General features: G+C 66.2%; 15 protein-coding genes, 1 tRNA gene and 1 pseudogene. 6 read left to right on the forward strand and 11 right to left on the reverse strand.

Features of this window, described 5'->3' with window-relative positions:
• Together E4L98_RS30115 and E4L98_RS19870 are read left to right on the forward strand one after the other, a co-directional pair.
• A pseudogene (locus tag E4L98_RS30115) lies at window positions 1-238 on the forward strand (pilus assembly protein); the annotation flags it as partial.
• On the forward strand, window positions 229-474 hold the full coding sequence (locus E4L98_RS19870; protein WP_167761392.1) for a hypothetical protein: 246 nt from the start codon (window positions 229-231) through the stop codon (window positions 472-474). The pseudogene E4L98_RS30115 and the gene E4L98_RS19870, both read left to right, overlap by 10 nt.
• A 4-nt stretch (window positions 475-478) precedes the next feature.
• Here the strand turns inward: E4L98_RS19870 and E4L98_RS19875 are convergent, their stop codons facing one another.
• From E4L98_RS19875 to E4L98_RS19885, 3 genes are all read right to left on the reverse strand, one after another.
• On the reverse strand, window positions 479-3,436 hold the full coding sequence (locus E4L98_RS19875) for a sensor histidine kinase (RefSeq protein ID WP_135203280.1): 2,958 nt from the start codon (window positions 3,434-3,436) through the stop codon (window positions 479-481).
• Window positions 3,437-3,655: 219 nt separating this feature from the next.
• Entirely contained in the window at window positions 3,656-4,153 is a 498-nt protein-coding gene (locus tag E4L98_RS19880) for an FxDxF family PEP-CTERM protein (RefSeq protein WP_135203281.1), read from the reverse strand.
• A gap of 218 nt (window positions 4,154-4,371) precedes the next feature.
• Window positions 4,372-4,448, reverse strand: a tRNA-Pro gene (locus E4L98_RS19885).
• A 69-nt stretch (window positions 4,449-4,517) separates the two neighbouring features.
• Between E4L98_RS19885 and E4L98_RS19890 the strand changes: the two genes are divergently transcribed.
• Window positions 4,518-5,342 carry an SIR2 family NAD-dependent protein deacylase gene (locus tag E4L98_RS19890; RefSeq protein WP_135203282.1) on the forward strand — a complete coding sequence of 275 codons (825 nt, stop codon included), beginning with the start codon at window positions 4,518-4,520 and terminating at the stop codon, window positions 5,340-5,342.
• Window positions 5,343-5,347: 5 nt separating this feature from the next.
• On the opposite strand, the gene E4L98_RS19895 is transcribed toward E4L98_RS19890, so the two are convergent.
• The 5 genes from E4L98_RS19895 to E4L98_RS19915 all read right to left on the reverse strand — a co-directional run bounded on the left by E4L98_RS19895 (window position 5,348) and on the right by E4L98_RS19915 (window position 12,659).
• Window positions 5,348-6,055, reverse strand: a complete 708-nt coding sequence (locus E4L98_RS19895) for a fumarylacetoacetate hydrolase family protein (RefSeq protein ID WP_135203283.1) — start codon at window positions 6,053-6,055, stop codon at window positions 5,348-5,350.
• Between the two features lie 85 nt (window positions 6,056-6,140).
• Window positions 6,141-6,752, reverse strand: coding sequence for a TetR/AcrR family transcriptional regulator (locus E4L98_RS19900; protein WP_135203284.1), 612 nt, complete (start codon window positions 6,750-6,752; stop codon window positions 6,141-6,143).
• A gap of 93 nt (window positions 6,753-6,845) precedes the next feature.
• Window positions 6,846-8,291, reverse strand: coding sequence for an efflux transporter outer membrane subunit (locus E4L98_RS19905; RefSeq protein WP_135203285.1), 1,446 nt, complete (start codon window positions 8,289-8,291; stop codon window positions 6,846-6,848).
• 1 nt (window position 8,292) lies between these two features.
• Window positions 8,293-11,427 carry an efflux RND transporter permease subunit gene (locus E4L98_RS19910; protein WP_135203286.1) on the reverse strand — a complete coding sequence of 1,045 codons (3,135 nt, stop codon included), beginning with the start codon at window positions 11,425-11,427 and terminating at the stop codon, window positions 8,293-8,295.
• 11 nt (window positions 11,428-11,438) lie between these two features.
• Window positions 11,439-12,659, reverse strand: coding sequence for an efflux RND transporter periplasmic adaptor subunit (locus tag E4L98_RS19915; protein ID WP_307722135.1), 1,221 nt, complete (start codon window positions 12,657-12,659; stop codon window positions 11,439-11,441).
• A gap of 217 nt (window positions 12,660-12,876) precedes the next feature.
• Between E4L98_RS19915 and E4L98_RS19920 the strand changes: the two genes are divergently transcribed.
• The 3 genes from E4L98_RS19920 to E4L98_RS19930 are packed head-to-tail and all read left to right on the forward strand — an operon-like array spanning window position 12,877 to window position 18,111.
• Window positions 12,877-15,045, forward strand: a complete 2,169-nt coding sequence (locus E4L98_RS19920; RefSeq protein WP_135203287.1) for a diguanylate cyclase domain-containing protein — start codon at window positions 12,877-12,879, stop codon at window positions 15,043-15,045.
• 46 nt (window positions 15,046-15,091) lie between these two features.
• Window positions 15,092-16,579, forward strand: a complete 1,488-nt coding sequence (locus E4L98_RS19925; RefSeq protein WP_229257481.1) for an ATPase domain-containing protein — start codon at window positions 15,092-15,094, stop codon at window positions 16,577-16,579.
• Between the two features lie 5 nt (window positions 16,580-16,584).
• On the forward strand, window positions 16,585-18,111 hold the full coding sequence (locus E4L98_RS19930) for a hybrid sensor histidine kinase/response regulator (RefSeq protein ID WP_135203289.1): 1,527 nt from the start codon (window positions 16,585-16,587) through the stop codon (window positions 18,109-18,111).
• Here the strand turns inward: E4L98_RS19930 and E4L98_RS19935 are convergent, their stop codons facing one another.
• From E4L98_RS19935 to E4L98_RS19945, 3 genes are all read right to left on the reverse strand, one after another.
• Window positions 18,112-18,885: a hypothetical protein gene (locus E4L98_RS19935; protein WP_229257482.1), complete on the reverse strand. Its 774-nt coding sequence runs from the start codon at window positions 18,883-18,885 to the stop codon at window positions 18,112-18,114.
• Window positions 18,886-19,026: 141 nt separating this feature from the next.
• Window positions 19,027-20,925, reverse strand: coding sequence for an MFS transporter (locus E4L98_RS19940; RefSeq protein ID WP_135203290.1), 1,899 nt, complete (start codon window positions 20,923-20,925; stop codon window positions 19,027-19,029).
• 112 nt (window positions 20,926-21,037) lie between these two features.
• Window positions 21,038-21,483 (reverse strand): 4'-phosphopantetheinyl transferase family protein (locus E4L98_RS19945; protein ID WP_135203291.1); only part of this gene is annotated, 446 nt, incomplete at its 5' end.

A 21,483-nucleotide genomic window follows, 5' to 3' on the forward strand; every position in this document is an offset into this window, starting at 1 on the left:
GGACATGCCGGCCTGCCCGGCGCGCGCGCGCATCAATTGCGCCGCCGATCCGCACGGCGCCAGCTGCATCCGCTTCGTGCGCGCACGCGTGTGCGCGCCGGGCGACGGCGAGTGCGGCCAGGTGAACTACCAGCCCCTGCTGCCGCTGACCGGCCTCAGCTTCGCGCTGCCCGCCAGCGTCACGATCGCCAAGGCGGAGTCGCTGGGTTTTCGACCGGGGAGCACGTTATGTCCATGAAATTTGACGAAGAATCGCAGGCTTCTTATGATTGGCGTATGAACATGCAAGCCCGCCTGGAAAAGATAGAAGCCGACATTTTCGCGATGAAGGTCGACATCGCTTTTTTAAAAGCCAACAGTGCAACCAAGGCCGACCTGGCCGAAACCCGATCCACCATCATCGCGTGGGTTGTCGGCGCCGTGTTCCTGGGCCAGCTGTTGCCGTCGCTGCTCAAGCTGTTGCTGCCCGGGTGATCCATTACCGGTACGCCTGCATGGCAGGAATATCGAGCTCCCACGCGGTGCCGCTGCCGCTGCCGCTGCGCACCACCAGCCTGGCATTGATGCGCGCCGCGCGTTCATACATGCCGCGCATGCCCCAGTGGTCTTGCCGTCCCCCCTCGCTGAGCACGGCGTCAGGGATGCCGACGCCATCGTCGCTGAGCACGCAGCGGAAGGCCCGGCTGCCGTAGTGCAGCTCGGCGTCGATGCGGCTGGCCTGGGCGTGGATGCGGGCGTTGGCCACCGCCTCGGTGAGGATCGCCAGCGCCTCGTTGTGGATCATCGCGTCCAGCTTGCGCACCGCGCCGAAGATCGTCAGCCGCAGCGGGCAGCCGTCGCCGTGCTGCATGCGCGTCGCGCCGGCCAGCACGGCGTCGGCGAAACTCAGGTTGCCGCCCGTTTCGCCGCGCAGATCGCGGATCCGTCCGCGCCCCTCGTCGAGCACCTGTTCGGCCAGATCCAGCGCGGTTTCGATCTGCCGGCGGGCCGCATCGGCCGGCGGCAGCTTCAGCAGCGCGACGTGCACATGCAGCACCAGCCCCTGCACCGATTGCAGCAGGGTGTCGTGCAATTCACGCGCGATCCGCTCGCGTTCGTCGATGCGCTCCTGCAGCCGGCTGGCCATCTGCCGGCCCATGCGCCGGACATACCAGCGGCAGGCCAAGGCCAACGCCAGCAGCGCGCCGATGGCACACAGAGCCTTGAACCACCAAGTCTGGGTGTAGGTCGGCGCGATGGCAAACGCCACGCTGGTGACGGTGTCGGACCAGCGGCCGTCGTAGTCGCTGGCAGCGACGCTGAAGTGGTATTCGCCGGGCGCCAGATTGCTGTAGTAGGCGCTGCGGCGTGCGCCCACCTCCTGCCACCCCGAGTCGACCTCGTGCAGACGGTAGCGGAAACGCAGGCGCTCCGGGATCGACAACGCGGGCAGCGCATAATCGATCTGCAGCGCGGAACTGTCCGGCGCCAGGCGCAGCGGCTGCTGCAGCGGCCGCCGCGCGCCCGGCGGCCCCAGCGTCTTGACGATCACCGGCAGGCCGGGCATGGCCGGGGCCGGCTCGGCCGGATTCAGGCGGAACAGGCCGGCCGAGCGCACCAGCCACAGGCGCCCGTCGGCCGCCAGCACCAGTGACGGGCTGGGCATCTTGGGCGCACTGCCCTCCAGCCCATCGAGCTGATCCAGCCGCGTGGCGCGCACGCGATAGTCGGCGGAACGCTCGAATTTGGCGATTTCCGCACGGGCGATGCGGAACAAGCCGGCAAACGCATTCACCCAGAGATCGCCGTTGTCGAGTTCCACCATGCCGGAAACGCCGTGGAAATTTTCGCCGTCGGCCCCCAGCAGCGGGTGAAAACGGTCGGTTGCGAACAAGGCCAGGCCGCCTTCCCCGCCCGCCCAGACATGCCGACCGTGCACCTGCAACGACAGCAGCGCCCCCAGCGCCAGCCCCTGCTCCGGACCGTAGCGGCGCCAGCGCGCGCCATCGGCCCGCGCCGCCACGCCGGACTGATAGGCCAGCCACAGCCCGGCGGCGTCCCGCCCGGCCATCGCGTTGACTTCGCCGTCCGGCCCGAATTTTTCCCAATTGCCCAGCGCATCGCGGCGATACAGGCCATGCTGGACCAGCGCCGCCAGCAGACTGCCGTCGCGCTGCGCCAGCAATGCCCGCGGCCGGGCGCCGCCGGGCACCGACGGCAAGGCCACCGGCCTGCCGCCGAAGGGTCCGAAGCGCCGCAAGGCGCCGTACGAGGCGCCCCACAGCACGCCGTCGGCGCCGCGGGCAAAGCTGGTCAGCAGCTTGTCCCATTCGCCCGTGCCCGGCGTCCACAGCGGCTTGGCCGTGACATGGCCGCTTTCATCCGAGACCACATGATAACTGCCGATCCAGACGCCGCCACGGTCGTCGGCGATCAGGCCGCCGCTGATCGTGGCATCGGGCACGTTCAGCCTAGTCACGCGCCGATGGCGGAAGCGATCGACGCCGCGCGAGGTCGCGGCCCAGACATTGCCCTCCTGATCTTCAAACAGCGCCCCGACCGCGTGACCGCTCAAGCCTTGCTGCGGCGCGGCCAGCGTCATGCGCGGTCCGGTGCGCTGTTCGAGGCCCCGCAACTGGCCGACCCAGAGATCGCCGTGGCGGTCGACCAGCAGGCTGCCGGGATCGCCCAGGGCGCCCCACGCCCGGTACGGCGTATTCGCTTGCGGACCGGTCAGCAGGTGCAGACGGGAGTGCAGCGCATCCCAACTGATCACATTTCCATCGGGCAGTTCGAACAGCACGCCGGTACCGCTGTCGACGCCGGCCCGGGTGAATTGCCGCGCCCCCGGCTGCAGCGCGTACACGCCGGCGTCGCCCTGCGCCCACAACACGCCGCGGCGGTCGCGCATCAGCGTTTTATAGCTGCCGCCGGCCAGCCCCCACGCGGCGGCGGCCGGCTGCCAGCGCTCGCGCTCCAGATACCACAGGCCCGTCGACGTGGCCGCCCACATGCGGCCGCCGCCGTCGCGCTCCAGGCCCCACACGGCGGCACGGGGCGGCAAGCCGTCCCGCTCGCCGTAATTGCGTATCAGGCCGTTGCGCAAGACGCTGGCGCCGCCAGTGCGGTAGCCGATCCACAGCGCTTCGCCCGCCACGGCGTTGACCAGGCTGACATTGGTGGTCGGCAAAGCGCCATTGCCCGGCACGAACTGTTCGAACCGCATGCCGTCGAAGCGCACCAGGCCGCCTGGCCCGCCCAGCCACAACCAGCCATCGCGGGTCTGGGTGATCGACAAGACCGACTCCGGCGCGCCGTCACGCGCGGTCCAGCTGGTGTGGTGCAAATTGCTGGGCGCGACCGGCGCCGCACGCGACTGACACAGCGCTGGCGCCGCCCCGACGGCGAACACCACGCACGCCACGATTGCGCGGCAATAGCTGAACGTCTCGTCCATAAACCCGAAGTTGGAATTGTTATGCGACCTGTACGAATTATTGTATAGAAGATATCGATCAGATAGCGGGCCGCCGGTCGCCCGGCCGCTGAAATCGGTCGCATTGTTGCGTTCGTCAGACGCGCGCGCGCCCAAAGCAAAAAGCCCGCGACCTGGCGGTCGCGGGCTTGTTCAGGCGTTCAACGTCGCCCTATGGCCGGACGTTACGGCTACTTGAGCTCAGGCCGACTTCTTCGACTTGCGACGCGCGACTGCGCCCAGGATGCCCAGGCCGCCCAGCAGCATCGCGTAGGTTTCCGGTTCCGGAACCGGCAGCGCCGACACCGCGCCTTGATAGGTGGTGCGGTCGGCGGTGGTCAGACCGGTGACGTGCACCGAATAGGTACCAGCCGACAGCACACCGCCCCAGCTCAGGGATTGCGAGGTGGTGGTGCCCGCGCCTGGGGCGAAGGTATTACCCAGCAATACCGCGCTGAAGTTCGAAATCGCGCCACCGGTCACGGCGAACGTCTGGCTGGCCAGGAACGATGCGGTCGAGTCCGCCAGCAGGGTGAAGGTCCAGGTGTCATCGATCGCGGTACCGGCCGAGATACGGACCGAGGATTCGCCCCAGGAATCGAAGCCCGCAGGCGACAGCGTGCCCAGGTCATAGGTCGCTGCGGAAGCAGCAAAGGAAGTGGCCAGCAGGGCGGTGGCGGCGATCAGTTTCAGTTTCATGGGTACTCCGGGGAAATTAAGGTGTGGTTAATAAAATAATGCTTGCAATGCATCTAAATAATAACAATAACAAGATTTTTATTTGTTAATTTTCAATCGTGCATTGTTAAATTCTTTTGCACAACGCCACACATCTTCCGCGATCAGCCTCCGGATCTATCGCTGGAAAAGAAAAAGGCCAATCTGATGATTGGCCTAAGTCTTTGATTCGATTGTGTTGGTCGGGGCGAGAAGATTCGAACTTCCGACCCCTTGCACCCCATGCAAGTACGCTACCAGGCTGCGCTACGCCCCGACGAACGGCTTATTATAGCAGCCGCTTTAAGTATTTGTCATGTTTGCCGCGCGCGGTTAAGATGAAAAGATGAATCCCGCCCTGCTCGAGCAAGCTGCCACCCTCGTCAGCCAGGCCGATCTGTTGATCGTGGCGGCCGGAGCCGGCATGGGCGTGGACTCGGGCCTGCCCGATTTTCGTGGCAACGAGGGGTTCTGGCAGGCTTATCCCGCCCTCGGTCGGGCGCGCATGGCGTTTGCCAGCGTGGCCTCGCCAGCGACATTCCATGACGACCCCGCGCTGGCCTGGGGATTTTACGGACACCGGCTGAACCTGTATCGCGCCACCGTGCCGCATCCCGGCTTCGCCCTGTTGAAAAAATGGGGCAAACGCATGCGGCATGGCGATGCCGTCTTCACCAGCAACGTCGATGGACAGTTTCAGCGCGCCGGCTTCGATCCGCAGCGGATATACGAATGTCACGGTTCCATCCATCACCTGCAATGCCTGCAGCCATGCGGTGCGCAGATCTGGAGTGCGGACGATTTCACGCCGCGGGTGGACAACGACGCCTGCCGCCTGTTGAATGCCGCGCCCTCCTGCCCGCATTGCGGCGCCATGGCGCGGCCGAACATTCTGATGTTCGGTGACGGCGGCTGGAACGAACAACGCGCCAGCGCGCAGGAAATGCGGCTCGACGCCCTGCTGCGCCAGGCCGAAAGGCCATTGGTGATCGAATTGGGCGCCGGCATGGCGATACCGTCGGTACGCCATTTCGGCCACCGCGTGATCCGCCATCACAACGGTCGGATGATACGCGTCAACCCGCGCGAGCCGCAGGTGGCCAGTCCGCACGATGTGGGACTGGCTTCCGGCGCCCGCGCGGCGCTGGAAGCGATCGACGCGCTGTTATAAACTATTTATACCAATTTCACGGTGATCGGCGACAGGCCGTCCACTTTGCCTTCCAGGACGTTGCCGCGCACCACCGCGCCCACTCCTTCCGGCGTGCCGCTGAAAATCAGGTCGCCGGGCGCCAGCGTGAACAGGGTCGACAGGTTGGCGATGGTTTCGCTGATCGACCAGATCAGGTGCGAGATGGTCGACGACTGTTTGGTCACGCCATCGACGTCGAGCTGGATCGCCGCGTGGTTGATGTCGCCGGCCTCTTCGGCACGGTGAATCAGGCCGATCGGCGCCGAAAAGTCGAACGCCTTGCCGATTTCCCACGGACGGCCGGCGTCGCGCATCTTGAACTGCAGGTCGCGGCGCGTCATGTCGAAGCCGACGGCGTAGCCGAAGATGTGGCTGGCCGCATCCTCCACCGCGATGTTGGCGCCGCCCCTGCCGATGGCGACCACCAGTTCGCACTCGTAGTGCAGGTTGTTGGTCAGCGGCGGATACGGCAGTTCCAGCACGCGATTGGGCGCGGCCGGCACCACGGCCTGCGCGTCGCCGGGTTTGCAGAAGAAGAATGGCGGTTCGCGTTCCGGGTCGGAGCCCATTTCGCGCGCGTGGCCGGCGTAGTTGCGGCCGACGCAGTAGACACGGCGCACGGGAAACAGGTCGGACGTGCCCGCGACCGGCAGGCCCACGATGTCGTGGGCGGGGATTACGTAGGATGTCATGATGCTCCGTTCAGCAGATGGGGAGATCATGCATGTTACAACAGCGGCCGCCCGCTTGCAGCCGGGCGAAACATTAAGAGACAAATCAGGTCAGCAGCAGCGCCTTCAGGGCGACCCGGTAGCCCTCCACCAGAGCGTCGCGGTGCATGCCGGGCACGTGCAAGGCGCGCACCGGCAGGCCGTGGAACAGCGACACCAGCGTGTTGATGCGGCCGTCCAGCAGCGCATCGTCGGCCGCCAGGCCGCGCCGTTCGCGTTCGCGCTTGATGATGGGACGAAAACGCGCCATGGCCTCGACGTCGGCCGCCCGCATGGCCTCGGCGATGCGCGGATTGCGCGCCGCTTCCGCGCACATCTCCATCGGCAGCTCGAAGAAGTGCGGGTCCAGGCTCTCGTCGATGTGGCGCGGCGCCTCGTCGATCATGGATTGCAGCGGATCGTCCTTGCTGTCCAGTTCACTGAGCTGCGTCATAACATGTTCCGACTGCAGGTCGACAAAGGCCATGATGATGGCGTCCTTGCTGTCGAAGTAGTTGTAGATATGGCCGGCGCTCATGCCCGCCTGTTTCGAGATCTCCGACATGCTGGCGCCGTGAAAGCCGCTGCGCGCGAAGCATACGGCCGCCGCCTGCAATACCTGATTGCGCCGACTCTGCGCCCGTTCCGGGTCTGTGCGTCGTTTGGCCGGGGTATTCATGGGTGTCCTTGGTGGTTTTTGACCTGGGATGGTGGCAATTTAACACGGGAAGATGGCGGCGGGCATATCGCAACACACGCCCGCCGCGCGCGATCAGCCGCGTGGCTGAGCCGATACCGGCAACTCCGGCTGCCAGCCGCCGCCGAGCACCTTGTACAGGGTGACGGCGTTGCTGCTCTTGGCCAGGCGCGTGGTGATCAGGCTTTGCTGCGCCGCGTACAACGCGCGCTGCGACACCAGCGCGTTCAGGTACGAATCGGCGCCCTTGCGGTAGCGCGCCTCGTTGATGGTGTAACTCTTCTGCGCCGCATCCGCCAGCGCCTGCGACGCGGCCAGGCGCTCATCCAGCGTGCCGCGGGTGGCCAGCGCATCGGCCACTTCGCGGAACGCGGTCTGGATCGCCTTCTCGTACTGCGCCACCGATATGTCGCGCTGGGCCTTGGCGATATCGAGGTTGGCGCGGTTGACGCCGGCATCGAAGATCGCCAGGTTGACCTGCGGCGCAAAGCTCCAGGCGCCCGAACCAGCCTTGAACAAACCGGACAGTGTGGCACTGGCGCTGCCGCCGGACGCCGTCAGCGAGATGCTGGGGAAGAAGGCGGCGCGCGCCACGCCGATGTTGGCGTTGGCGGCGCGCAGCGCGCGTTCCGCTTCCTGCACGTCGGGACGCGATTGCAGCAGGTCGGACGGCAGGCCGGCCGGAATCGCGGCCAGCTGGGTCACTTCGGCCAGGTCGCCGGCCGGCAGCAGTTCGGGCGGCACCGCACTGCCCACCAGCAGGGTCAGCGCGTTCTGGTCCAGCGCCACCTGCGCGGTGTAGATGGCGGCGTCGTTGCGCGCCGATTCCAGCGTGGTCTGGGCATCGTAGATATCGGTGCCGGCCACCACGCCCGCGTCGAAGCGCTTGCGGCTCAGGTCATAGCTGGTCTGCTGGCTGGCCAGCGTGCTTTGCGCCAGCTTCAGGCGCTGCTGATCGGCGATCAGGGTCAGGTAGGCGTTCGCCACTTCCGCCACCAGCGTGATCTGCTGGGTGCGGCGCGCTTCCTCGGTCGCGAGGTAGCTTTGCAGGCCCGCTTCGGCGGTGTTGCGCACCTTGCCGAAGAAATCCAGCTCGTACGAGGACATCACCAGCCCGCCGTTGTACTGGCGGTTGATGACGGCGTCGCCGGTGCCGCTCAGGGTACGCGGCGTGCGGGTTGCGCTCTGGCTGACGTTGGCCGACAGCTTGGGCAGCAGCGCCGCCGTGTCGATGTTGTACTGCGACTTGGCCTTCTCGATGTTGAGCGCCGAGACGCGCAGGTCGCGGTTGTTGGCCAGCGCCAGTTCGATCACCTTGCGCAGCTTCTCGTCGGAGAAGTATTCGCGCCAGTGGATTTGCGAGACCGGTTTGGCGTCGGCCGCGGCGGCGGGCACGCCCTTGTAGGCGTCGCCCTGCGGCCAGGCCTGGTCCACCGGTTGCGCCGGACGCTCGTAGGTCGGCGCCAGGCTGCAGCCGGCCAGCATGCCCAGGACAGCGATTGCAATTACAGATTTTTTCATATCAATGCACCTCTACAGCATTTGCGGGAGCGCCCTTCTTCGGCGCGAAGTAGCCGCGCACCAGCACGAAGAACAGCGGCACGAAGAAGATGCCCAGGAAGGTCGCCGACAGCATCCCGCCCAGCACGCCCACGCCGATCGCATTCTGGCTGCCGGAACCGGCGCCGCTGCTGACGGCGAGCGGCAGCACGCCCAGGCCGAAGGCGATGGAGGTCATCAGGATCGGGCGCAGGCGCAGCTTCACGGCGTGCAGCGTGGCCTTCTTCAGCTCTTCGCCGCCCTCCTGCAGTTCCTTGGCGAATTCCACGATCAGGATCGCGTTCTTGGCCGACAGACCGATCACGGTCAGCAGGCCGACCTGGAAGTAGACGTCGTTGGACAGCTTGAACAGCATGGTGGCCAGCACCGTGCCGATCACCCCCAGCGGCACCACCAGCAGCACCGAGAACGGCACCGACCAGCTTTCATACAGCGCGGCCAGGCACAGGAACACGATCAGGATCGAGATCGCGTACAGCTGCGTGGTCTGCGAACCGGAATCGCGCTCCTCGGTCGACAGGCCGGTCCATTCGTAACCGATACCCGGCGGCAGTTGTTCCGCCAGCTTTTCGATTTCCTTCATCGCGGCGCCCGAGCTCTGGCCCGGCGCCGGCTGGCCCAGGATCTCGGCCGAGGACAGGCCGTTGTAGCGCTCCAGGCGCGGCGAGGCATAAATCCATTTGCCGGTGGTGAAGGCGGAGAACGGCACCATGTCGCCATCGGCATTGCGCACGAACCACTTGTTCAGGTCTTCCGGCGTCATGCGCGACTCCGGCGCGCCTTGCAGGTAGACCTTCTTGACGCGGCCACGGTCGACGAAGTCGTTGACGTAGGAGCTGCCCCAGGCGGTGCTCAGCACCTTGTTCACGTCTTCCACCTTCAGACCGAGTGCGATGGCTTTCTGCTGATCGACGGTGATCTTGTACTGCGGCGTGTCTTCCATGCCGTTCGGGCGCACGCCCACCAGCACCGAGCTCTTGGACGCCATGCCCAGCATCTGGTTGCGCGCGGCGATCAGCGCCTCGTGGCCGACGCCGCCGATGTCCTGCAGCTGCAGGTCGAAGCCGCTGGCGTTACCCAGTTCCAGCACGGCGGGCGGCGCAAAGGCGAACACCATCGCGTCGCGGATCTGTGAGAACGCACCCATGGCGCGGCCGGCGATGGCGCTGACGCGGTTGGCGGCTCCCGGACGCTCGGACCAGTCCTTCATGCGCACGAAGGCGATGCCGCTGTTCTGGCCATTGCCGCTGAAGCTGAAGCCGGCGACGGCGAACACGGAAGCCACATTGCTCTTCTCGTTGGTGAGGAAATGGTCCTCCACCTTCTCGATCACCTTCAGCGTGCGCTGTTGCGTCGCGCCGGTCGGCAGCTGGATCTGCGAGAACAGCACGCCCTGGTCTTCCTCCGGCAGGAAGGAAGTCGGCAGGCGCAGGAAGCAGAAGCCCAGCACCACCACCAGCACCGCGTACAGCGCCAGCGAACGGCCGCCGCGGTTCAGGATCGAACCGACGATGCCCTGGTAACGCTGGGTGCCGCGGTCGAAGGTCCGGTTGAACCAGCCGAAGAAGCCCTTGTCGGCCATGTGATGGCCTTTTTCCACCGGCTTGAGAATGGTCGCGCACAGCGCCGGGGTGAAGATCATCGCCACCAGCACCGACAGCACCATCGCCGACACGATGGTCACCGAGAACTGGCGGTAGATCACGCCGGTCGAGCCGCTGAAGAAGGCCATCGGCACGAACACCGCCGACAGCACCAGCGCGATGCCGACCAGCGCGCCGCTGATCTGGCTCATCGACTTGCGCGTGGCTTCCAGCGGCGACAAGCCCTCTTCCGTCATCACGCGTTCGACGTTTTCCACCACCACGATGGCATCGTCCACCAGCAGGCCGATCGCCAGCACCACCGCGAACATGGTCAGGGTGTTGATCGAATAACCGAGCGCCGACAGGATGGCGAAGGTACCCAGCAGCACCACCGGCACCGCCATGGTCGGAATCAGCGTGGCGCGGAAGTTCTGCAGGAACAGATACATCACCAGGAACACCAGCACGATCGCTTCCACCAGCGTCTTCACCACTTCCTCGATCGACAGCTTGACGAACGGCGTGGTGTCGAAGGCCACCACGGCTTTCAGGCCGTGCGGGAACTGCTTCTGCATCTGCGCCACCTTGGCCTTGACGGCATTGGCGGTATCCAGCGCGTTGGCGCCGGTGGCCAGCTTGATCGCCATGCCCGATGCCGGCTTGCCGTTGTAGCGCGCCAGGATGTTGTAGGTCTCGCTGCCCAGCTCCATGCGCGCGACGTCGCGCAGGTGCACGGTGGCGCCGCTGGCGGAGGTCTTCAGCAGGATGGCGCCGAACTGCTCGGCGGTCTGCAGACGGCTTTGCGCGGTGACGGTGGCGTTCAGCTGCTGGCCGGCGACGGCCGGCAGGCCGCCCAGCTCACCGGCCGAGACTTCGGTGTTCTGCGCGGTGATCGCGCTCGACACGTCGGCCGGCGTCAGCTGGTAGCTCTGCAGCCTGGCGGCGTCCAGCCAGATGCGCATGGCGTACTGCGAACCGAAGTTGGTCACGTCGCCCACGCCTTCCACGCGCGAGATCGGGTCGATCACGTTGGCGGCCACGTAGTCGCCAATGTCGGCCTGCTTCATCGAGCCGTCTTCCGACACGAAGCCCAGCACCATCAGGAAGTTCTTGGTCGCTTTCGCCACCACCAGGCCCTGCTGCTGCACGGCGGCCGGCAGCAGCGGCGTCGCCAGTTGCAACTTGTTCTGCACCTGCACCTGCGCGATGTCCGGATTGGTGCCGCTGCGGAAGGTCAGCGTGATGCTGATGCCGCCGCTGGAGTCGGACGACGACGACATGTAGCGCAGGCCGTCGATACCCTTCATCTTCTGTTCGATGATCTGGGTGACGGCGTCTTCCACCGTCTTGGCGGAGGCGCCCGGATAGCTGCCGCTGATCGAGATCGACGGCGGCGCAATGCTTGGATACTGCGATATCGGCAGGCCGAGGATCGCCATCACGCCGGCAAGCATGATCACGATCGCGACCACCCACGCAAAAATCGGGCGATCAATAAAGAAACGGGACATGGGCTATCTCCTTACTGCGCGCTCTTGGCGTTGGCCGGCACGGCGCCGCCGGCAGCCACCTTGGCGGCGCCGGCATCCGGCTTGGCCGCCGCCGCGTGCGCGGGCGCGCCCGGCTTCACTTTCTGCACGCCCTCGACGATCAGCAGATCGCCATTGCTCAGGCCCGACTTGACCAGCCACTTGTCGCCCAGCGTGCCGCCGGTGACCAGGGTGCGCTGTTCGACCTTGCCTTCCTTGTTCAGCACCAGCGCGGTGGCTTCGCCTTTGGGATTGCGGGTCACGCCCTGCTGCGGCACGGCGATGGCTTTTTCGTCGACGCCCGATTCGATCACGGCGCGCACGAACATGCCCGGCAACAGATCATGCTTGGGGTTCGGGAACAGCGCGCGCAGCGTCACGTTGCCGGTGCCCGGATCGACGCTGACATCGGAAAACTGCAGCTTGCCCTCTTCCGCATACTTGCTGCCGTCCGAGAACAGCAGCGTGACCCTGGCCTGGCCGCCGTTTTTCTTCAGGTTGCCGCTTTCGATGTCGCGCTTCAGGCGCAGCATGTCTTCGCTGGTCTGGGTGACGTCGACATAGATCGGGTCCAGCTGCTGCACGGTGGTCAGCGCGGTGGTCTGGTTGGCGGTCACCAGCGCGCCCGGCGTCACGCTCGAGCGGCTGATGCGGCCGCTGATCGGCGCGTCCACGTGGGTGTATTCGAGATTGATCCTGGCCTGCTCCAGCGCGGCGGCGGCCGATTCGACGTCGGCCTTGGCCTGCTCGTAGCTGGCGACGGCGTCGTCGTAGTCTTGCTTGCTGACGCCTTCGATCGCCACCAGATCCTTGTAGCGGCCGACTTTCGGCTGCGCCGTCAGCAGGTTGGCCTTGGCCTTGGCCAGCGCCGCCTTGGCCGAGTTGTACGTGGCCTGGTAAATGGCCGGATCGATCTGGTACAGGGCCGTGCCGGCCTTGACGTCGGCGCCCTCGACGAACAGGCGTTTCTGGATCAGACCATTGACCTGCGGTCGCACCTCGGCCACCTGGAAGGCGGCGGTGCGACCCGGCAATTCGGTGGTGATGCTGAGCGGCGCCTGCTGCACCTGGAAAACACCCACTTCCGCCACCTGCTGCTTGTGAGGTGCTTCGGTCGTGGATTTGGAGCAACCGGCCATCAGGGCGGTTGCGGTGATCAGGGCTGCGGCCCCGGCTGTCCGCAGCATCGGTTGTTTGCTGAACAAGGCTTCCATGTTTGGGCTTTCTGTAGAAAAATTAAGCACAGGCTGTAGAATGAACGATCATTCTAATTAAGTCAAGCAAGTTTTTGTGCGGCGCAAAACATGCGACGAGGTGACAGAAGCAACACCCGCCGTCCGCCGTCACGCCAATACAGCAGAGCCAGCTGGCCCCGGTGCTACAATCGACTCACTTTCCCAAGGACATTTTTTTGCCCGCCCGCAGCTGCCCATGACTCTGCCGCCGATTACCAGTCCAGTCCGGCCCCGTCTCACCACGCTGGTGACGGTGGGCGTGAGCGCCACGGTATTGCTGACAGTGCTGTGCCTGCTCATCCTGGTCGACCATTTCGCCCTGGCCTACGCCCGCGCCGAAGCAGAGCAGCGGCTGCAGCAGCTCTCCTGGCAGATGCGCGACGCGCTCAACAATGTGGTGCGCAAGGCCACCGGCGACGTTCAGCTGCTGGCCGAGCTGGAAGACGTGCGCGCCGCGCGCACGCCGGCCGACGTGCGCCAGGTGCTGGAAAACCTGCAGAAGACCTTCCCCGATTACGCCTGGATCGGCCTGGCGAATCCCGATGGCACGGTGTACGCGGCCACCCAGGGCTTGCTGGAAAACGTCAATGTCGGCGAACGCGACTGGTTCAAGGGCGGGCAGGACAAGATTTACGCGGGCGACTTTCATCCTGCCACATTGCTGGGCAACAAACTGCCGGCCAGCGCCGATCCCTGGCGCTTCGTCGACGCCGCCGGCCCGGTGCGCGACGCGCAAGGCAACTATCGCGGCGTGTTGTGCGTGCACATGAGCTGGGGCTGGGCGCGCCGGCTGGTGCAGAACATCCTGGCGCCGGCCGACCGCCAGTATTCGGCCGACATCTTCGTGGTGCGCGGCGACGGCACCATCATGCTCGGACCGCGCGGCATGGAAGAACAGAAGCTGGCGGCGGACAGCCTGAAGCTGGCGCAAAGCGGCGCGTCCGGCGCGCTCAGCGAAACCTGGCCCGACGGCAAGCGCTACCTGACCGGCTATGCCCGCAGCGGCAATCCCGAAGATGCGTCGACGCTGACCTGGTCCATCCTGGTGCGCCAGCCGGAAGAGCTGGCGCTGAGCGGTGTGCGCTCGCTGGAACACCAGATTCTGGCGCTGGGCGCCGTGCTGGGCCTGGTGCTGGCCGCCGGCGCGGCCGTGGTGGCGCGCCGTTTCACCGCGCCGCTGAATCTGCTGAGCGGCATCATCGAACGGCGCCTGGCGGCCACGTCCGGCGGCCCCGCCCTGCCCCTCGTGCCGCAGCTGGACGCCTACCACGAGGTGCAGGTGCTGTCGCGCGCGCTGGCCGAGATGCTGCGCGATGAACAACGCCACCTCGACAACCTGCGCAGCCTGAATGAAAAGCTGGAAACCACGGTGGCCGAGCGCACCCGCGAAATCGCCCGCAAGGCGCTGCTGCTGGAGCGCGCGCTGGCGCAGGAGCAAAGCACCCAGCAGTTGCTGCAGGAGCGCGCGGCCGAGCTGCGCGCCATCCTCGACAACGCCCATGACGCCTTCATCGCGCTCGACCCGGGCGGCGTGGTGCGTGACTGGAACCTGCAGGCCGAGCGCCTGCTGGGCTGGAAGCGCGCGGAGGTGATCGGCCAGCCGCTGGCGGCGATGATGCTGCCACCCCTGCTGCGCCGCGCCTACGAGCGCGACATGCGCCAGCTGGCCGAGACCCAGGGCGGCGCGGTCGCGGCCGCGGCGGCAGCCGCGCTCAGCCGAAGAGTCGAACTGACGCTGTACAACCGCGATGGCCGCGAACTGCCGGTGGAAGCGTCGCTGGCGTATGTGCCCGGCAGCGGCGGCCACCTGTTCATCGCCTTCCTGCACGACATCAGCCAGCGCAAGGCGCTGTTCGCCTCGATGGAAGCGATGGCGCTGCGCGACACGCTGACCGGCCTGCCCAACCGGCGCGCGCTGATGCAGGCGCTGGCCGAGGCGCTGCGCCGCGCCGACCGTTCACGCCAGTGCTGCGCGGTATTCTTCCTCGATCTCGACCGCTTCAAACAGGTCAACGACCGCTATGGCCACGAGGAAGGCGACGAACTGTTGCGCCAGTTCGCTGCCCGCGTGCGCGACGCCGTGCGCCAGACCGACACCGTCGGCCGCCTGGCCGGCGACGAATTCATCGTCATCCTGGAAATGTTGCAAAATGATGCCGCCGCCCAGGAAGCGGCCGACAAGCTGCAACCGGTGCTGGCGCGGCCGTTCGTGCTGAAAACCGCCACGGTGCAGCTCAGCGCCAGCATCGGTATTGCCATCCATCATCCCGACGATCCGCAGGACATCGAATCCCTGCTGAGCCGCGCCGACCGCGCCATGTACCGCCACAAGCAGCAGGGCTTGCAACAGCGCGCGCGACGCTAGCGCTACCGGAACTCGTGTTTTTTCCGAATCAGTTAGTATGATCGTTATGGAAAAAAACCAGAGCATCACTCCCGATCTGCTATCGACCGGCGTGCCCGGCCTGGACAACGTCCTGTGCGGCGGCCTGGCCGCTGGCCGCCTGTACCTGGTCGAAGGCGAACCCGGCACCGGCAAGACCACGCTGGCGTTGCAATTCCTGCTCGAGGGCGTGCGCCAGGGGGACCCCACGCTGTACCTGACGCTGGCCGAAACCGCCGCCGAACTCGAAGGCGTGGCGCAATCGCACGGCTGGGACATGGACGGCGTTCACATCGAGGAAATCATCCCCGATGAAAAATCGCTGGATCCGGACCAGCAGTACACCATCTTCCACCCGTCCGAGATCGAACTGGGCGCCACCACCCAGCGCATCCTGGCGGCGGTCGACAAATACCAGCCGCGGCGCATGGTGCTCGATTCGCTGTCCGAGCTGCAGCTGTTGGCGGAAAGCCCGCTGCGCTACCGGCGCCAGGTGCTGGCGCTCAAGCAGTACCTGAGCAGCCGCAACTGCACCACCATCTTCCTCGACGACCGCTCGGCGCTCAGCACCGACCTGCAGGTGCGCAGCGTGGCGCACGCGGTGCTGTCGCTGGACCAGGCCGAACAGGCTTACGGCGCCGAGCGCCGCCGCCTGCGCGTGGTCAAGTACCGCGGCATGGGCTTCCGCGGCGGCGCCCACGACTACCGCATCCTGCGCGGCGGGTTGATGGTGTATCCGCGCCTGGTGGCGGCCGAGACGCGCGAGACCGTGCCACGCCAGCAACTGGCCAGCGGCGTGCCCGAACTGGACATCCTGATCGGCGGCGGCCTGGAGGAAGGCACCAGCACGCTGATCACCGGGCCGTCCGGCACCGGCAAATCGTCGTTGGGCGCGCAATTCGTCCATGCGGCCGCCCAGCGCGGCGAGCGGTGCGCCATGTTCCTGTACGAGGAATCGCGCGACAACCTGCTGGCGCGCAGCGAGAACCTGGGCATGAACCTGCGCGCAGCCATCGACAAAGAACTGCTGTGGGTGCAGCAAATCGACCCGGCCGAGCTGGCACCCGGCGAATTTGCCGACGTGGTGGTCAAGGCGGTCGAGCGCGGCGCGCGCGTGGTGGTCATCGACAGCCTGAACGGCTACTTGAACGCGGTACCGGACGAGCGCTTCCTGATCACCTACCTGCACGAATTGCTGACCTGGCTGGGCCAGCGCGGCGTGGTCAGTATCCTGGTCGGCGTGCAGCAGGGTCTGCTGGGGAGCGGCCCCAACCAGATCGACGCCAGCTACCTGGCCGACAACGTCGTCATGCTGCGCTATTTCGAGACGGCCGGCGAAGTGCGCCAGGCGATTTCGGTGTTCAAGAAGCGCGGCAGCGCGCACGAGCGCACCCTGCGCCGTTTCGAGCTGGGCGCCGGTGGTCTGAAAGTCGGCGCGGTGCTGAACGGCTTCCAGGGTGTGCTGACCGGCGTGCCGGCGTTGGCGCCGCAGCACGGCGACGCCAACGGCGCTTGAGCGGCATGGAAACGCGCATCCTGATCTACGCCCCCACCGGACAGGATGCACCGCTGGCCGCCCGCGTGCTGGCCACGGCCGCCATCGACAGCCACGTGTGCAGGTCGCCGGCCGAGCTGGCGCAGGAGCTGGAACGCGGCGTCGGCGCCGTGCTGACGGTGGAAGAGGCGCTGCCCGCCGGCTACCGCGTGCTGCAGGCCTGCGTCGCGCGCCAGCCCGACTGGTCCGATCTGCCGATCATGCTGCTGGCCCATCGCGGCGCCGACTCGGCCATGGTGCGCCAGGCGGTCGCCGGCCTTGGCAACATGAGCCTGCTGGAACGGCCGGTACGCACGCTGACCCTGATCACCGCCCTGCACGCCGCGCTGCGCGCGCGCAACAAGCAGTACCAGGTGCGCGAGGCGGCGCGGCGCAAGGATGAATTCCTCGCCAGCCTGGGCCACGAATTGCGCAATCCGCTGGCGCCGATCCGCACCTCGGTGTCGCTGCTGACCCATTTGCATCCGGACTCGCAGCCGCTGCGGCGCGTGCGCGACATGGTGGAACGCCAGGTCAAGCTGCTGACGCGGCTGGTCGACGACCTGCTCGACGTGGCGCGCATCACCAGCGGCAAGATCCAGCTGCAGCGACAGCAGGCCACGCTGGCGTCGGTGATGAACCACGTCAGCGAGCTGTGCCAGCAGGCCGCCGAGGCCAAGCGCATCAACATCGCCTGGCAGCTGCCGCCGCGCGAGGTCATGCTCGACATCGACTACGCGCGCGTGGTGCAGATCTACGCCAACATCCTGTCCAACGCGGTCAAGTTCACGCCGCAGGGCGGCCACGTGCTGGTGTACGCGCGCGACGAGGATGGCCAGCTGGTGGTCTGCATCCGCGATAACGGCATCGGCCTCGATACCGACACCATCCCGCGCATTTTCCGCATGTTCGAACAAAGCAAGACCGTCAGCGGCCAGTTCACCAGCGGCCTGGGCATTGGCCTCAGCCTGGCGCGCCAGTTTGCCGAGATGCACGGCGGCACGGTCGACGCGTACAGCGAGGGGCCGGGCAAGGGCAGCGAGTTCGTGATCCGCCTGCCGGTGCTGACCGCGGCCGGCGCGCGCCAGGCCGTGCCGCTGGCGCGGGCCCCCGACCTGGACGGGCGCAAGATGCAGGTGCTGGTGGTGGACGACAACCACGACGCCGCCGACTCCCTCAGCGCGCTGCTGGAACTGGACGGCTTCGATGCCCACGCCGTGTACGACGGCGCGGCGGCCATCGCCGCAGCGGCGCGGCAGGCGCCGGACATGATCATCATGGACCTCGGCATGCCGGGCATGGACGGTTACGAGACCGCGCGCGCGATCCGCCAGCAGCCCGGGGCCGAGCGCATCCTGATGCTGGCCCTGACCGGCTGGGGCCAGAGCGACGCGCGCCGGCGCACGCTGGAAGCGGGCTTCGACCACCACCTGGTCAAGCCGGTGGAACTGGAGCAGATCATTCGCCTGGCCGGCGCCCGCCACAACCGCGACCAGGTGCAGGCCGCGCGCTGATTACTGCGGCGTGGCGTCGATGGTGGCGCTCAACAGATACAGCGCATTGGTCGATTCGAAGCCGGAGTCGGTGCCCAGTACCACCCACAGCTTGCCCGCCTTGTCGGCGGTGACCGTGACCGTGTCGTCCGACTTGTGGCTGGTGATGGCCCACTTGCCGCCGTCGCACGACAGGCCCGGTGCGCCCTGCGTGCCCAGCACCACGCTCTGCGTGCCCGCCTGGTTCTGGTTGCCGTGATCGATGTTCAGGCGGTAATCGTTGTCCTCCTTGACCACTTTGGGCTCATCGCTGCTGGCGGCGGCGATCATGTAGACGTTATCGCCACGCGAGCCGCCGACGCCGGCACAGCCGGCATCGGCGGCGGCATCGGTGGCGTACTTCAGCTTGAAGCTCAGCTTGTATTTGACGCCCGGCACGAAGCCGCTCAACTGGCGTTTGACAAAGGTCAGCAGGTCATCGCTGTTGTTACGCGAAATCAGATAGAAGCCGGCAGCACTGCCGAATTGTCCGTTCAACTCGCCATACAGCTGTTGCGGCAGCGTCATATAGCCATACGCCGCCTCGGACGGCTCGCCACCCTGGCCATAATCCGCCATGCCGACGGTCCAGCCATCGATGCCCTTTGTGAAGTCCGCGGTCATGCTGATGGCGACCGGTTGCGCCGGCGCGGCCTGCGGCGGCGTGGTGGTCTGAGGATTGGACGAACCGCCGCCGCCACAGGCGGTCAGCGCCAGCACGCTGGCGACGGCCAGCGCGATAGTAAATTTCTGCATGATGTTTTCCCTAGTGGTTAGACCGCGCCCTCGTCGGGGCGCCGCATCGCAGTCTAAAGAAAACTTGACAAGATAATCAGCAAATTTGTAACCGCAGGTAAGTTACAAAATATAACTTCTTGCATGCGCGATTTTTGCTAGTCACTTCCAGTCGCCGCGCAGTGCCGCCACCTGCTGCTGCAAGGCTTCAGGCGTGACATCCTGCGGCGCCACCGGTAGCCCGACCGCCAGCGCCAGGCGCGAACGCAGACCGTTGCGGAACGCGCGCTCGAACACGTTCTCGGTGTTGCGGCTCAGCAGATGCCCCCACAGCCCGCGCAGCGCCATCGGGATCACCGGCACTTTGGTGCGCTCGATGATCTTGGCGATGCCGCCCTTGAATTCGTTGATGTCGCCGGTGCGCGTCAGCTTGCCCTCGGGGAAAATGCAGACCAGCTCCCCCTCATGCAGGGCCTGGGCGATATCGACGAACGCCTTCTCCATCAGCCATGGATCTTCCTTGGCCGGCGCGATCGGGATCGCGCGCGCGGTGCGGAAGATCCAGCCCAGCAGCGGCAGCTTGAAGATGCGGTGGTCCATCACGAATCGGATCGGCCGCGGCGCCGCCGCCCCGATCACGATCGCATCGACATAGCTGACGTGGTTACACACCAGCACCGCCGGGCCTTCGTCGGGGATGCGGTCGGCATCCACGGTGTGCACGCGGTGGACGGTGTGGATCAGCAGCCAGGCCAGGAAGCGCATCAGGAATTCTGGCACCAGCGAGAAGATGTACAGCGCCACCACCGCGTTCAGCAGCGCCGTTACCAGGAACAGCTGCGGAATGCTCAGTCCCTGCCCCAGCAGCACGATCGCCAGGCCGGCCGCCGCCACCATGAACAGCGCGTTCAGGATGTTCATGCCGGCGATGGTGCGCGAGATGTGGGCCGGATCGCAGCGCGTCTGGATCAGCGCGAACAGCGGCACGATGAAAAAGCCGCCGAACATGCCGATCATCAGCACGTCGAACAGGATGCGCCACATGCCGTGCTGCGCCAGCAGCGTCAGCGCGTCCAGCTGCACGCCGGCCGCCGCATGGGCGCTGAAGGCCAGGCTGGCGAAATACAGGTCGATGCCGAACACCGTCAGGCCGATCGAGCCGAACGGCACCAGGCCGATCTCCACCTTGCGGCCGGACAGGCGCTCGCACAGCAGCGAGCCGCTGCCCACACCCAGCGAGAAGATGGTCAGCAGCAGCACGAAGGCGCCGTGGTCGCCGTGCAGATAGTCCTTGGCGTACACCGGGAACTGCGCCAGCACCAGCGCGCCATAAAACCAGAACCAGGAGTTGCCCAGCATGGACAGAAACACCGTGCGGTTCTTGCGCGAGTAATTGATGTTGCGGATGGATTCGCCGATGAAGTTCCAGCTGATCTTCAAGTCGGGCACCGGCGCCGGCGATAGCGGAATGCGCGAGGCGGCGCGCAGGCCCAGCGCCGCGACCAGGATGGTGGCGGCGGCTTCCAGCAGCAGGCCGTGCGGCTGCTGCACCACCAGCACCGCGCCCAGCACCTCGCCCATCAGGATGCCGACGAAGGTGCCCATCTCGGTGACGCCATTGCCGCCGATCAGTTCTTCCGGCTTCAGCTGCTGCGGCAGGTAGGCGTATTTGACCGGCCCGAACAGGGTCGAATGCACGCCCATGCCGACCACCGCTGCCACCAGCAGCCACAGATGGTGGGTGATCCAGCCGATCCCGGCCACGCACATGATGCCCAGCTCCAGCCACTTGACGAAGCGCGTCAGGCTGGCCTTCTCGAACTTGTCGGCCAGTTGGCCGGCGGTGGCAGAAAACAGCACATAGGGCAGAATGAACAGGCCGGGGATCAGGTTGGTGATGGTGGATGGCGCCAGCGTGGTCCAGCTCAGCGCATCGAAGGTGATGATCACCACCAGCGCGGTTTTGAACAGGTTGTCGTTGAACGCGCCCAGGAACTGGGTCCAGAAAAATGGGGCGAAGCGGCGCTGTTTCAACAGCGAAAACTGATTGGGCTGGCTCATCGTAAGGGTCCGTTCAGTGTGACGTTTCCGGAAAGATTGAGCGGATTATAACCGCATGTCCAGCCTTGCCCGCATGCACCAGACCGGCCCATGCGCCGGATCAACACCGGGCTCAGTCGAAGGTGACGATCTCGATCGCCGGCGCCCGTTCCAGCGGCAGCTCGCTGCACAGGGCGATCGACAATTCCGCATGCGGCAGCGTCAGGCCATGGCCGCCGGCCGCCAGGCCCAGCTTGAAGCGCGCCTCCTTTTCGCTCCACAGCCGGTAAAAGCCTTCGATGCGCGCCGCGTCCGGCAAGCCCTGCAGCCGCTCCCACTGCGACATCTCGACGCTGTCGAAGGCCTGCGCGGCCAGGGCGTTGAGGTCACGCGTCGCATCCTTCATTTCGATATCCAGGCCCAGCGCCGTCTGCGCGCTGACCGCGCAGGCCACCCAGCGTCCGCTATGGGCAATGCTGAAGCCGGGCTGCGGCCCCTTGGGCGGCGGCGCGGCCAGGCGCGGCGCCCTGCCGACCTGCTCTTCCAGCCGGATGTCGCGCGGCGCCACGCCCAGCAAGC

The sequence above is a fragment of the Duganella callida genome, from assembly GCF_004614165.1.
Lineage (GTDB): Bacteria > Pseudomonadota > Gammaproteobacteria > Burkholderiales > Burkholderiaceae_D > Rugamonas > Rugamonas callida.